The sequence below is a fragment of the Bacteroidota bacterium genome (genome assembly GCA_016720935.1).
GTDB lineage: Bacteria > Bacteroidota > Bacteroidia > AKYH767-A > 2013-40CM-41-45 > JADKJP01.
Genome location: JADKJP010000007.1, coordinates 97,067 through 109,838 on the forward strand (window position 1 = coordinate 97,067; position 12,772 = coordinate 109,838).

Sequence of the window (12,772 nt, forward strand, 5' to 3'; positions counted from 1 at the left end):
GCCGGGTCAATGCCCGACAGCTCTGATAAAAACAACCAACATAGAAATTATGATACTGCTATTTCCTTTACAGGTTTCTTCTTTGCTTCTTCTCTTTTTGGAAGAACCAAGGTTAATACTCCGTTTACATACTCAGCTGAAATGGATTCCGTATTCACATGATCCGGCATTGTGAATGTTCTGCTGAAAGAAGTATACGAAAACTCTTTCCTGGTGTATTTGGAATTTTCATCCTGTTTTTCTTCCTTCTTCTCCGCTTTAATGGTGAGTACACCATTTTCAACTTCAATTTTAAAATCACCTTTACTCATTCCCGGAGCAGCAAGTTCTACACGGTAGGATTCAGGTAATTCGCTGATGTTTACAGCAGGAAGGGATTTAAAAACATTACGTGGCAATACTTCTTCATTCACAAAATCCGAAAAGAAATCGGAAAAAATTGATGGAATTCCTGTGAAACGATCAACAGGTTTAGCGTTTTTGAATTTTACGAGTGTCATTTTATGTCCTCCTTGATTTTTAAGTTTGATGAACTGCACCCGACAAGTCCTGTACCAGAACCAAAAAATTAATTCTTTTTATATTTTTCAGACAAGTTGTCAAAAAATCAATGAATGTACTTGACAAAAAGTCCTGAAAGAAAAATCAAACCGACAAAATTTCAGCAAACAAAATGTACAAGCAAGTAGTAATTAAGATTCTATTCAGACAAAGGGAATTGAATATCTTGAAAATAAAATTGGAGGAAAATTCAGAACAGAATTCCTGAATCATCCTCCAATTTATAATGCGATCTGATTACCCGAACGAATCCGAATACTCTAGCTTATTTATTCAATGTTGCCTTCGCATTTTTGATCTCCTGATCAAAAAGTGATTGAGTAAGGTTGCTTTCATTTTTGAAGAAGAACACACCGCCCCAGTTGTAAACGATCTTTTGGTAATTCACCGCTGTTCCATCAATCTTCACAACAGTTCTGTATATCGTTCTGGTTGATTCGGTGACTGTTTCTTCGGTGACACCTTCGTGATAATCGGAATCTTTAATCTTTGGAACTGCTGCAGGTTTTGGTGCAGATTTGGTCTTATCATCAGCAGGTACATTTGTTTTTGAAAGCAGTAATTTCTTTGCTTCAATTTCTGCAAGCGCTTTTGCACGACGGTCCTGTTCTTCCTTCTCTGCCTTCAACCGTTGAGCGGCAAGGATTGAATCCTGACGGTTTTTATCTTCTGTTTGTTTACGGATTCGTTCAGCTTCAGCTTTTGCTTTGGCATCATTATCAGCCTGTGCTTTTGCCAATGCATCGTTTTTCTGTTTTTCAGATTCTGCTTTTGCAATTGAATCCTGACGTGCTTTTTCCTGAGCTGCAAGCAGACGACGGGATTCTTCGTCTTCCTTCTTCTTTCGTTCTTCAGCTGCAAGCTTCTCTGCAAGATCCGCTTTTGCCTGAGCTTCTGCTCTGGAGATACTATCGGCAATCGCTTTTTTACGTGCTAATCCAGCTGCTTCTGCCTGCGCAATGGAATCACGAGATGCTTTTTCCCTTGCCTTGGCTTCCGCTTCAAGTCTTGATTTTTCCTGGGCTTCCATACGCGCTTTTTCAGCAATAGCACGTGAAGTAGAATCAGCAACAAATTTCTCCCTGTCCTTCTGTGCAGCAAGTGCTTTGGCGGTAGAATCCTGGCGTTGTTGTGCTCTTGCTTTAGCAGCGGTTTCGGCAGCAGCGATGGAATCTGCAATTGCTTTCTTCCTGCTCTGTTCAAACGCTGATGCTCGTGCGATAGAATCTTGTCGTGCTTTTTCTCTTGCTTTCAAATCGGCTTCCGCTTTGAGTCGGGCTTTTTCCTGTGCCATTGCAGCCTGGTTGAGGCTATCTTCAACAGCTTTCTTTCTTGCCAGCTCCTGAGCCTGTGCACGGGTAATTGAATCCTGACGGGCTTTTTCTTCCGCTTTTAAGTTTCGCTTCCGCTAATGCTTTTGCATCTGCTTCAGCTTTTATTCTGGCCAGTGAATCCCTTCTGCTCTTTTCCGATTCAGCACGAGCAAGGGAGTCTTGTCTGGACTTTTCCCGGGCTTGTGCCAGAGCAGAGAGCTTTGCCTGTTCAGCTTCGGCCTTCGAAATGGAATCCTGTCGGGCTTTCTCACGAGCCTGCGCCAACGCATTTGCCTGAGCTTCCGCTTTCGCAATGCTATCCTGACGGGCTTTCTCTTTCGAAAGCGCCAGACTTCTTGCAGAAGCATCCGCGGTTGCTTTTGCAATGGAATCCTGCCGTGCTTTTTCCTGTTCAGCTTTCAATCGATCCTGTTCAGCACGCTGAGCCAGCAATTGCGCTTCTCTTGCTTTGACTTTTGCTAAAGAATCGTTCCAGACTTTGTTCAAAGAATCCAGTCTTGCTCTTTCCTGCAATCGTCTGAGTTCTTCGGCCTCTTTTCTGGCTATATTTTGTTCACTCTGGATTTGCTTGGAATAATTCGCATCGAATACAAAATCTTCATAGGTTGGATTATAGGAGAATTTTGCAACAGCTTTGTTCATTGCAGAATTCTGAGAAACGCCGGCAATGTCATCAAAGAGGTCAATTGCAAACTCTGGCGAATAGATAATATCCGTTAAATCCTGAGGAATGACAGTACTAAATTCAACCATTTTGGAAACGAGACCTTCTTTTCCAAATGTGATCGTATACTTTTTTTGAAAATCCAGCATGAAACCGAATGAACCATTATCCTTTGAAGTGACTGTCTGATCCGGGGTACCGGGAGCTGAAATCCTGATAACGACCCCTCCTATTGGCTTGTTATCCTTCCTGACTTTTCCGTCAATCTCTACATATTTTGCAGCCTGTGCATTTGCCAAATCCGGTAAAAATCCCAGAAAAAGAAACAGGTTTAAAAGGAAAAATGTAGTGTGTTTTAGGTGTTTATTCATGGACTATTAACGGAAATCCGCTTTTTTTATTCTTGTGCAAATTTAATCTATTGATTGAGTAAGAGAATGAATCTGAAGCGAATCAGCCCCTTTTTTTCAACAATTTGATACCTATTCGAAACGCAATACAGGGAAAAGGTTGCAGAAAAAATCAGTGAAATATCTCAGCTGCAAGCGCCATGGACTCCCTGAAGGCATTTTCATCAAGTCCAAGGGGTTCGTTTCCTTTAAAATAAGAGACAATATTTTCAGTAGCCAGATTTCCAACCAAATCATCATTGGCCATCGGACATCCTCCAATTCCTTTCAAAGCGGAATCAAATCGCTTGCAACCACTCATAAATGCCGCTTCCACTTTCTCCATCCAGGTCATCGGATGAGAATGCAAATGTGCACCGAACTCAACTTCCGGAACTTCCGGAATCAGATGTGAAAAGAGTGATTTGATGTTCTGTGGATTGCTTACTCCAACCGTATCCGATAAGGCAATGATCTTGATTCCCATTCCCGCCAGTTTACGAACCCATTGAATAACAATCTCCGGATTCCAGGGCTCACCATAAGGATTTCCAAAACCCATTGAAATATAGATGACCAGATTTTTATTTTTCTGCAAACACAATTTCTGGATCTCTTCAACCCGACTCAGAGATTCCTGAATTGTTGAATTTGTATTCCTCTTCTGAAACTCTTCTGAAACGGAAAAAGGAAATCCGAGATAAGTGATTTCGTCATAGGAAACCGCTTGTTCCGCTCCACGAAGGTTCGCGACGATCGCCAATAATTTTGTTTTGGTAGCGCTCAGGTCTAAAGCGGATAATACCTCAGCAGTATCCCTGAGCTGTGGAATCGCTTTGGGTGAAACAAAACTCCCGAAATCAAGAGTATGAAAACCAACTTTCAAAAGCGAATTCAAATAGTTCACCTTTTGTGCTGTCGGAATAAATGTTTCCCATCCCTGCATCGCATCTCTGGGACATTCGATTAATTTAATGTTGTTCATTTTGATTCGGGAGATGTATTTGAAGATTTTGTTCCAGCCATTCGTTGATTCCATCAGGCCTTACAAGTCTTGATGAAACGATGTTCCGGCTTTTGTCCAGAATAAAGATTGTCGGAGAAACAGAAATTTTATAAACGGATTTCAGACTATCCAGATGAATGGTATCTATCACATTGATCCAGGGGAAATTTTGCTCCTTGGAAAGTAATTTCCAGCCTTCATAATCACGATTTACAGGGATAGAATAAACTTCCAGACCATTTTCCTTCCATGTCGGATAATTCAATTTCATTTCCGGAAAAATCGCTTCACAAAAGTGACAAGAGGTCTCGTAAAAAAACAACACGAGATAATTCTCTTTGAGAGAGAACAATGATATTTCTTTTCCCTGAAGATCTTTTCCCTCAATATTCATCGCCTTACTGCCGATAGCAGGAACTGAGTATCCGCTCGCATCGGTTTGAGCATGACCTGACGAAGCAGTCATGAGCAGCAATGAAAAAAGCAGGATGGTTCGATTCGCTCTCAAAAGCATCATCGCAGGATCACGCCTTCGGCTTCGACCATCAGTTCCACTTTCGGCTCCTGAATGGCAGCGATTTCAGATTCACTTTTGCCGGCGTCTTTTGCATAATCACGAAGCGTTTCAACTGATGTTGTGTCCAAAAGAGCGGTACCATGGAAATAAGCAGTCTTTCCTGCGATATCCTTTGGTACAGTAAAGCTATGTTCTTTCATTTTAATGGTGACCGGTTCCCCGGTTTCATTCGCTATTGTAAACCAACATCCCTCCGACTGGCAAACTTCTGCTATAGGTCCTTTGACGGTGCAGGACATGCTGGTTTTTCCCGTCATCTGAGCAGTCAGATCCGTCATGGTAACAGCTCCGGTCGTATCAAAGGCTGCACCGAAGGCATTTCCGGTCTGTTTGTTTTCGGAACAGGCTGTCAGAAGCAGAATTACAGCCACAGGGATTAAAAATGTCAGTTTTTTCATCATTCTTGTTTTGATTCTGCAAAAATAGCATCTTTCTGTCAAGGAAAACTTTGTTGAAAAGTGATTCCTGGCTTCCCTGTGAAAAGGGATTGATAATATGGGAAAAAAGACTATTTTTGCAGCCTGTTTTTAAAAATCAATACCCTAAAAATGGCAGAAAAACCACAAGATCAAGACTTTATCGTTACCGAAGCGATCGGAAAAACGGAGCATTTCATTGATCAGAACAAGAAAAGTCTGGGAATCATCATCGCCGCCCTTATTGTGGCAGTTGGTGGCTACCTTTTCTATCAACGGGTTTACGTTGCCGGAAAAGAAACCGATGCACAAAAGGAACTTTTCCGTGCTGAAGAATATTTCAAAAATGATTCTCTCAAACTTGCTATCAATGGCGATGGCAACCACCCGGGTCTCGAAGAAATCGTGAACGAATACAGCGTAAGTCCATCCGGTAACCTTGCTCGTTACTATCTGGGTATGGCTTACATGAAACAGAAAGAATACGATAAGGCAATCGACATGCTGAAAAGCTATGATGTGAAAGACGAAGTGACTGGTTCGATTGTACTTGGCGCTATCGGTGATGCATACATGGAATTAAAAAATACTGAAGAAGCTGCCACTTATTATGAGAAAGCTTCAAAAGAAAATCCAAATACATTCACCACTCCAATCATGCTGATGAAATGGGCAAGCGCTCTTGAATCAAAAGGAAATTACAAAGGAGCTATTGATGTGTATGAACATCTCAAAAAGGACTACCCTTCTTCACCGGAAGGAGCTCAGATAGATAAATACATTGCCCGGGCAAATTCTCTCGCTGGCAACTAAAATAAAAAAACCGGACCTTGTGTTCGGTTTTCTTTTTTCAACCCATGTCTACTGCACATAAAAATCTCAGCGAGTTCGAACTGGCCAATACTCCTTCCGCATCAGGAATGCGTATTGCCGTTGTTGTATCCGAATGGAATACTGAAATCACAGAAGCCCTATTTACCGGTGTTCGTGACTGCCTGCTCGAATTGGGTTGCTCCCCTTCTGATATTCTCAGGAAGTCCGTTCCCGGGAGTTATGAGTTGGTCATCAGTGCACAGTGGATGGCTGAAACCCATCAACCCGACGCGGTGATTTGTCTGGGTTGTGTGATCCAGGGTGAAACCAGGCATTTTGATTTCATTTGTGACGCTGTTGCGAATGGCTTGATGAACCTCGGGATAAAATTTTCCCTCCCTTTTATTTTTGGCGTATTAACACCAAACACCATGCAGCAGGCTCAGGACAGAGCCGGTGGTAAACATGGCAATAAAGGTGTAGAAGCAGCGGTTACCGCTGTTAAAATGATCGCCCTGAAGAGAGAATTGAAGAATGCCTGATTATTCAGCAACAATCAATTGTCGCTGGCTGGCTTTTCCATCCACTACCAATCTTACAAAGTAATTCCCCGGACTCAATTTTTCTGTGTCATTGTTGAGCACAGAAATGTGACTTCCTGATTCATATTTTTGCTGCTGAATATGTGAAACTACCTGTCCGGAAGGATTCAGAATTTCTATACTCACAAGAGCAGGATGTTCCAGTTGAAAGCGAAGAACTGTCTTGCCATTAGTAGGGTTCGGAAACAACTCACGAATGGTCTGAAACTTAACTCCATCATTTATTCCTGACGAACTAGAAGGAAGTGAATCCCTGTAGGTGATTTGTGTTACGACATTGTTGTTGGTCGTATTGATTTGCAAAAGTGGAATGCCCTGACCAATACCCAACCATTTGTATTCTTTTGTAGTAATTACCGGTGTACTTATTCCATATCCTAATGAATCAATGTAAATACTATCACGCTCATGAATAGTAGTTAACACTCTGAGTACATCGAACGTTCCGAAAGGGGTAGTCAAAGACCCCCAACCATCAACTATGTTATTTCGTGTACGATTAACTTTAAAATACAATCCAATCGTTGAAGTAAGATCCAGTTCATAACCGCTGGTTGACGAATCCGCGTCACCAAAATTCATGGGTAAATTGTAAACAACATCATGAGGTGAATAAATAACCGGCAACGGCGCTCCATTCACTGAGGCTCCAAAACCAATCTGTTTGTATGCCGACGATGAGTTGTAGAAAAAATTATAGACATCCGAAATATTGACTTGTCCTCCAAGTCCAAAGGATGGTCCTCTCACCGCCTGATTCGCTCTGTTAGGATTGATGACATTGTCAAAAAAGACAATAGAATAAACAGTTGAGGTGCTTCCAACTGTCAGAAACGAATCCACCGTCTGGCTTGTGGAAGTCAACTGAGAATAATCCCATGTTGAATTGGCACCTGTTATTGTTGGGTCCATTCCTGAGAATGCTTGTCCTGTGCTAACCCGGAAAGTGTCTGAAGCACTAGGTAAGTCCGAGGTGGTAATGGTGATCTGTGCTGAAAGATCAAAAGAAATAAGAATAGCGACGAAGAGTATCAGTTGTTTCATTTGAGGTGATTTGACCTTGTAAAGATATTAGAATTAATCCAAACATATTGGAGAACTCTGAAGTCAGAATGAGGTTCTGATGATTCGAAGCATGAAGGAAAATACCAGGCATATTTTAGCCTGACATCTACCAATAATTCCGCATTAATTCCTTTGTCCAGGAAGGCTGATAAATTTCTTTTCGGGGTAAAAATTCGCGAAAAACCGGCTTGATATCCAGGACAGGTGTTCCATGAATGGCATCAAGACCTTTGACCACCAGAATACGTTCTTTTAGTTCTACGAACTCAACAATTGTTGCGCCCAGTTTATTCGGACGACCCGCACCGCGCTGAGCAAAAATTCCCGTTAGTGGCCATTGAGGATTGTCTCTGGGATGACGTGCACCACTTACAATTTTTGAATCCGGAAGTGAATTGAAATAAAATAGAATTTCCAGATGAGAAAATGCTTCTATGCCCAATATTGATTCTGAAGGAAAATCATCCATCAAAACAATTTCCGATAGTACTGTTCCCCAATTGTCGTCATCAGGCGTTGTTCTGGCATTGCGAACAAAAGCAACAGGTTTTAAAATAATTTCCATTAATTTCGATATTAAAATCAAGATGAATGGAACAAGATAAAAAATAGAATTCGTGGGGGAGGGGGGGGGAAAAAAAAAAAAAAAAAAGAAGGAAAAAAAACCCCCTTTTCCCGGGAGGAAGGGCCTCCTTCTCCCCCCCCAGAGGAGAAAAAACAGGGGGGGGGCCCGGGCCCCCCCCCCCCCCGGCGGCGGGTTACAAAATTACAATGGGCCGGCGGGGGGGGGGGGGGGAAGAGGGGGGGGCCCGGCCCGGCCCCGCCGGGCGCGGGGGGGGGCCCCCCCCCTCACCCCAACCAGGGCCCCCCCACCGGAAGGGGGCGGGGGGGCCGGGCCGCCCCGGGGCGCGGGGGGGAGGGGAAGGGGGGGGGGGGGGGGGGGGGGGGGGGGGGGGGGGGGGGGGGGGGGCCCAACCCCGCAGGGGAAAGGAGGGGGGAGGAAAAAGGGGGGGGGGGGCGGCGGGGGGGGGCCCCGGGGGGGGCCGGCGGGGGGGGGGGGGGGGGCGGCCGGGCAAAAAAAGGGGGGCCGGCGGGGGGGGGGGGGGGGGGGGGGGGGGGGGCCCCCCCCCCCCAGGGGGGGGCCCCGACCCCCCCCCCCCTCCCCCCCCAAAAAACCCCCGGGCCAAAGGGGGCGGGAGGGGGGCCGGGGGGGGGGGGGGGGGAAAAAAAAAATAGGGGGGGGGGGAATCCGGGGGGGGGGGGGCCGGGGCGGGGGCCCCCCCGCCCCCCCCCCGGGCCGGGGGGGGCCCGGGGGGCGGGGGGCCAAAGGAACCCGACCACCGGTGACCAGGAATTTTGTGAAGTTCTGAACAATCAGTCCTATCGTTGGAATAACAGTGCCTGATTCATTATCGATGAATTTCGGAAGATAATATCCTGTCGCAGCAGGATCCGTCAATGGAATTCCATCCGCATCCCTTTGAACACTCAGATAAGGATTCAATTTCGTCTTACTATTGTAGAGGTTCTGAATATCGAGGTAAACGTTCAGACTCCATTTTTTGAAAAAATATTTCTTATCGATACGAACGTCAAGCTGATGAAAAGCTTCGGTCCTTTTTGAATTCAGTTTTTGCTTATCAAGAATACCTTGTCCGGTGATGTCAAAATTTACTTTTTGCATTGAAGCGGCAAGCTGGTAAGGTGTATACGGACTTCCGCTGTTAAATCGGAAACGAGCTCCGATCTCCCAGTTTTTTTTCAGGTATTTACCGGCGGTCAGACTGAGAATGTGCTGGTAATCCCAGCTTGCAGGTATATATTTTCCGTTCAGATCCTGGAATTCACTACGTACAAAACTATAAGCGAGAATTCCATAGACGCTTTTGTTCAGCTTCTGTTGTATCAATACTTCAGCACCATATGCCCGGCCTTTGTTCGTTGAAATAACAGGAACTGTTCCTACAACTCCAAAATCACTTCCCTGGTTGGCAATACTCAGTGAATCCCTGAGATCAAAAGGATAGGAAGAATAATTTTTCAGAAAACCTTCAACGGTCACGCGTAACAAAGATGGTGTGGTGTATTCGATTCCTCCGACATAGTGATCGCAACGGATATAGGTTACTTCTTTATTCACGAGAGCGGATGCACTGTCACGATAGCCAAGAATAGTATACGCAGGCAGTTGGTAATACATGCCGGCATTCCCATTCAACCTGAATCTTTCGCTCAATGCATACGAAGCGGAGAAACGAGGAGAAAACTGATGGAACGGGTTCGACATTTCGGAATTATAATTCGTTCCATCGATTCTTAAGCCCAGGGAAACCGATAATTTATCTCCAAAAATCTCACGGCTCAATTGTGCGAATGCTCCGTATTTCAGAAGACTCAGACTTGAATTGTAATTGATTGTGCCGACAAAAGGCACTTTGTTAAAGGTTGTATTGGTATACCTGGCATCTTCCGCGCTGATTCCAAAAGTAATTTTATTGCCTTTGAGTCGGCTGGTGTGTTCAACGCGGAATTTGTTTTCTTCTTCGGAAGAGTTGTAATCGAGAATCAGATTATTCGGAGAAGAGTCATCATTCTTCGCGTATTTTATTGCCTGGTTGTTCAATGCATTTCTGCTAAGTACAACTGTATAATATCCATTGGCCTGGTAGTGTTTATAGATGATACCACCGGTGTAATTCCATTGAGAATTCACCGGAATATTTCCAAGAATGTATTTTTGAAAATCAGTTTCATTCTGGTCAAGATTCAGAGTCACATCATCAATGGCTCCCAAACCCAAAATGGTAATTTCATTCCTTGAGTCCAGTTTGATTTTTGATTTTACCAGGAAGTCATCATACTTAGGCAGAAAAGGCAATCCAATTGCTTTGAAAAGAAACTGCAGATAACTCCTTCTCGCCAGGATGCGATGAAAGTGGTCTTTTTTGAAAGTGGTCCTTCCACAGTAGCGGCCAGATCCGAGGCGCCTACAGTAAAACCATAACCCATTTTATCATCTTTCCCATCTTTCATTTTGAAATCAAGGACCGCGCTCATCGCGTTTCCGCGTGATGCAGGAAAAGCACCGGAATAGAAATCCACTTCGCGGATAAAATCTACATTGATCATTCCAACCGGTCCGCCGGTAGCGCCCTGGGTGGAAAAATGGTTGATGTTAGGAACTTCCACTCCATCCAGATAAAACCTGTTTTCATTCGAAGAACCGCCACGGATAATCAAATCGTTTCGGAAACTGGCGGTAGCCGCTACTCCCGGCAAAGACTGCAGTGCTTTTGAGATATCCCGATTCGCTCCCGGGTTTCTTTTTATTTCAACTTCCCCGATATTATGAATTGATACCGGTGTCTCTTCAATCTTGACGAAAGCAGATGGTTTGACAACCACCTCATCAAGGTTCCGGAGTTCTTCTTCCAGTTCAATTTTAATTTGAATAATTCGTGTAGGATTTACTTCAACATCAAACAAAGTGAATCTTTTAAAACCGATCACAGCGACTTCAAGATTGTAGACTCCCGGCTGAAGACCTTTTAATTCAAACGTACCGTTTTCTGAACTTGTCGTTCCGAGAGTAGTTCCGGTTATTGCAATGGGCGCAAATGGAACCGCTTCGTTATTTAGCTTATTGACAACAGTACCCCTGATGGTTCCTGTTTGGGCGGAAAGTTTGCCAACAAAACAGAACAAACACACAAATACCCAAATCCGACCTGTAATTTTCATTTTTTATAGTGATAAAGATCTTTGCGGATACAACAATTTGCCACATGAATAGTTTCATGCATGCATTATTTTATAAGGTTCGTAAAGGTGAATGATTCATCCCCTGACAGACAAAATTCAATTGCTAAAACAACAAATAATGCATTTTGGAGAGTAGGTTTAGCAGTAAAAATCAGGCTTTGAGTAGCGTTTCGAATTTGTTCATGGTGGATTTTCCAACACTCATCAAAGGAAGGCGAACATGTTCTGAACATACATTCAGCACACTGAGCAGGCCTTTTATTCCGGATGGATTTCCATCCACAAAAATGGCATGCGTGATTTCCAGAAGTTTATAATGCAATTTCCGGGCACGGTCAAAATTTCCATCGAGTCCGTGCCTGACCATTTCGGAAAAATCCTTCGGCATGGCATTCGCGATGACGGAAATCACCCCATCACCACCGCAGGCCAGCAGCGGCAAAGTGATGGTATCATCTCCACTGATCAGTAAAAAGTCCTTGGGACGGTTCTGAATGATTTTCATGGACTTCTCAATATTCCCGGATGCCTCTTTTATCCCAACAATATTTTTTACATCATGAGCAAGAGAAAGAATTGTGTCGGCGTCAAGATTGGAACCGGTTCTGGAAGGAACATTGTAAAGAATGACCGGAACCGGACTGGAATTGGCAATCATTTTATAATGCTGATAAATTCCTCTCTGTGAAGGGCGATTATAATATGGTGAAACCGATAAAATAGCATCCACTCCCGCGAAATCCCATTCTTCCAGCGTGTGAAGAATTTCCTGAGTATTGTTCCCTCCTAAGCCAAGCACGACAGGCACACGTTTATCCGTGATCTCAATGACAAAATCCAAAACTGCACGTTTTTCATCATTAGACAACGTAGCTGACTCTCCTGTTGTGCCCAGGGGAACCAGGTATTCTACCTTCCCATCAATACAACGATCAATCAGTTTTCGAAAACCTTTGAAATCAATACTTCCGTCTTTATGAAAGGGAGTGACCAGTGCGACTCCGGTGCCTTTGAGTTTATTTAAGTTCATGAATTCTGACTTCTAAGTTGACGTAAAAAAACCTGAATTTCTTCTATTACATTTTTAATCGGCGGATCATCGGTAATCTGAACCATCATATCATAACAATTCATGTAACGGCGATCGAAGCGACCAATGCGAAAACGGGCATGTGACATTGCCGATATGTAATGCAAAGGAAAACATTTACCTGAATTGAAATTGACGAGAATATCAAATTTCTCATTGATAAAATTCTGGACAATCGGATCTTTGGGAATTAACCTGAAATCAAGGTCTTTTTTGGTGAAAAAATCCAAACCATATTGAGCAAACTGTCCGGATGGTAATACTTTCTTATCAACATAACCCAATGCCAGAATTTCCTTTTTGTAAGTTGATCTGATTTGTTTTACATATGCTTTTACTACTTCATAGTCCCGTTCATCCGTGGCATCATACAACAAACCAATTTTTACGGCATCATCAAAGCTGACAACCTCACGTTTCATTTTGATCTTCTGAAGATCATTCTGAAACTTGAGTTGTCCCAATTTTGCGCGTATTTTTTTTGTCAGCTTCA

At 43.7% G+C, this 12,772-nt stretch carries 14 protein-coding genes; 2 read left to right on the plus strand and 12 right to left on the minus strand.

The annotated features are described in order from the left end of the window. Positions 1 to 47: 47 nt before the first annotated feature. From IPP86_14680 to IPP86_14705, 6 genes are all read right to left on the minus strand, one after another. The gene (locus tag IPP86_14680) at positions 48 to 500 is read right to left on the minus strand and encodes an Hsp20/alpha crystallin family protein (protein MBL0139750.1); all 453 of its coding nucleotides are present in this window, start codon (positions 498 to 500) and stop codon (positions 48 to 50) included. 326 nt (positions 501 to 826) lie between these two features. Further along, on the minus strand, positions 827 to 1,855 hold the full coding sequence (locus IPP86_14685; protein ID MBL0139751.1) for a hypothetical protein: 1,029 nt from the start codon (positions 1,853 to 1,855) through the stop codon (positions 827 to 829). A 22-nt stretch (positions 1,856 to 1,877) separates the two neighbouring features. Beyond that, entirely contained in the window at positions 1,878 to 2,930 is a 1,053-nt protein-coding gene (locus IPP86_14690; GenBank protein MBL0139752.1) for a hypothetical protein, read from the minus strand. 151 nt (positions 2,931 to 3,081) lie between these two features. Beyond that, positions 3,082 to 3,933, minus strand: a complete 852-nt coding sequence (locus IPP86_14695) for a hydroxymethylglutaryl-CoA lyase (protein MBL0139753.1) — start codon at positions 3,931 to 3,933, stop codon at positions 3,082 to 3,084. Then, entirely contained in the window at positions 3,920 to 4,471 is a 552-nt protein-coding gene (locus tag IPP86_14700; GenBank protein MBL0139754.1) for a redoxin domain-containing protein, read from the minus strand. Before IPP86_14700 ends, IPP86_14695 begins: the two co-directional genes overlap by 14 nt. Continuing rightward, the gene (locus tag IPP86_14705; GenBank protein ID MBL0139755.1) at positions 4,468 to 4,932 is read right to left on the minus strand and encodes a DUF4920 domain-containing protein; all 465 of its coding nucleotides are present in this window, start codon (positions 4,930 to 4,932) and stop codon (positions 4,468 to 4,470) included. Before IPP86_14705 ends, IPP86_14700 begins: the two co-directional genes overlap by 4 nt. 147 nt (positions 4,933 to 5,079) lie before the next feature. On the opposite strand from IPP86_14705, the gene IPP86_14710 reads away from it, so the two are divergent. Together IPP86_14710 and IPP86_14715 are read left to right on the plus strand one after the other, a co-directional pair. After that, entirely contained in the window at positions 5,080 to 5,760 is a 681-nt protein-coding gene (locus IPP86_14710; protein ID MBL0139756.1) for a tetratricopeptide repeat protein, read from the plus strand. Between the two features lie 44 nt (positions 5,761 to 5,804). Then, positions 5,805 to 6,302 carry a 6,7-dimethyl-8-ribityllumazine synthase gene (locus IPP86_14715; GenBank protein MBL0139757.1) on the plus strand — a complete coding sequence of 166 codons (498 nt, stop codon included), beginning with the start codon at positions 5,805 to 5,807 and terminating at the stop codon, positions 6,300 to 6,302. Here the strand turns inward: IPP86_14715 and IPP86_14720 are convergent, their stop codons facing one another. The 6 genes from IPP86_14720 to IPP86_14745 form a co-directional block, all read right to left on the minus strand. Then, a complete protein-coding gene (locus tag IPP86_14720) occupies positions 6,303 to 7,406 on the minus strand; it encodes a T9SS type A sorting domain-containing protein (protein MBL0139758.1) in 1,104 nt (367 codons plus the stop codon). It abuts the gene before it with no gap. 127 nt (positions 7,407 to 7,533) lie between these two features. Continuing rightward, a complete protein-coding gene (locus IPP86_14725; GenBank protein MBL0139759.1) occupies positions 7,534 to 7,992 on the minus strand; it encodes an SAM-dependent methyltransferase in 459 nt (152 codons plus the stop codon). A 201-nt stretch (positions 7,993 to 8,193) separates the two neighbouring features. Then, complete coding sequence (locus tag IPP86_14730; GenBank protein MBL0139760.1) at positions 8,194 to 10,305, minus strand: TonB-dependent receptor; 2,112 nt, start codon at positions 10,303 to 10,305, stop codon at positions 8,194 to 8,196. After that, positions 10,269 to 11,168, minus strand: coding sequence for a TonB-dependent receptor (locus IPP86_14735; protein MBL0139761.1), 900 nt, complete (start codon positions 11,166 to 11,168; stop codon positions 10,269 to 10,271). Before IPP86_14735 ends, IPP86_14730 begins: the two co-directional genes overlap by 37 nt. A gap of 172 nt (positions 11,169 to 11,340) precedes the next feature. Next, positions 11,341 to 12,219 carry a 4-hydroxy-tetrahydrodipicolinate synthase gene (locus tag IPP86_14740; protein ID MBL0139762.1) on the minus strand — a complete coding sequence of 293 codons (879 nt, stop codon included), beginning with the start codon at positions 12,217 to 12,219 and terminating at the stop codon, positions 11,341 to 11,343. Continuing rightward, a complete protein-coding gene (locus tag IPP86_14745; protein MBL0139763.1) occupies positions 12,216 to 12,743 on the minus strand; it encodes a hypothetical protein in 528 nt (175 codons plus the stop codon). The genes IPP86_14740 and IPP86_14745 overlap by 4 nt, the downstream gene beginning before the upstream one ends. Between the last annotated feature and the right edge of the window lie 29 nt (positions 12,744 to 12,772).

What these genes read in the sequence shown, in the direction of transcription:
- IPP86_14685 (MBL0139751.1), bottom strand. Translation starts at nt 1,855, where the DNA reads ATGGCACAGGAAAAAGCCCGACTCAAAGCGGAAGCCGATTTGAAAGCA.
- IPP86_14725 (MBL0139759.1), bottom strand. Translation starts at nt 7,992, where the DNA reads ATGGAAATTATTTTAAAACCTGTTGCTTTTGTTCGCAATGCCAGAACA.
- IPP86_14705 (MBL0139755.1), bottom strand. Translation starts at nt 4,932, where the DNA reads ATGATGAAAAAACTGACATTTTTAATCCCTGTGGCTGTAATTCTGCTT.
- IPP86_14700 (MBL0139754.1), bottom strand. Translation starts at nt 4,471, where the DNA reads ATGATGCTTTTGAGAGCGAATCGAACCATCCTGCTTTTTTCATTGCTG.
- IPP86_14720 (MBL0139758.1), bottom strand. Translation starts at nt 7,406, where the DNA reads ATGAAACAACTGATACTCTTCGTCGCTATTCTTATTTCTTTTGATCTT.
- IPP86_14690 (MBL0139752.1), bottom strand. Translation starts at nt 2,930, where the DNA reads ATGAATAAACACCTAAAACACACTACATTTTTCCTTTTAAACCTGTTT.
- IPP86_14695 (MBL0139753.1), bottom strand. Translation starts at nt 3,933, where the DNA reads ATGAACAACATTAAATTAATCGAATGTCCCAGAGATGCGATGCAGGGA.
- IPP86_14735 (MBL0139761.1), bottom strand. Translation starts at nt 11,168, where the DNA reads ATGAAAATTACAGGTCGGATTTGGGTATTTGTGTGTTTGTTCTGTTTT.
- IPP86_14715 (MBL0139757.1), top strand. Translation starts at nt 5,805, where the DNA reads ATGTCTACTGCACATAAAAATCTCAGCGAGTTCGAACTGGCCAATACT.
- IPP86_14710 (MBL0139756.1), top strand. Translation starts at nt 5,080, where the DNA reads ATGGCAGAAAAACCACAAGATCAAGACTTTATCGTTACCGAAGCGATC.
- IPP86_14740 (MBL0139762.1), bottom strand. Translation starts at nt 12,219, where the DNA reads ATGAACTTAAATAAACTCAAAGGCACCGGAGTCGCACTGGTCACTCCC.
- IPP86_14680 (MBL0139750.1), bottom strand. Translation starts at nt 500, where the DNA reads ATGACACTCGTAAAATTCAAAAACGCTAAACCTGTTGATCGTTTCACA.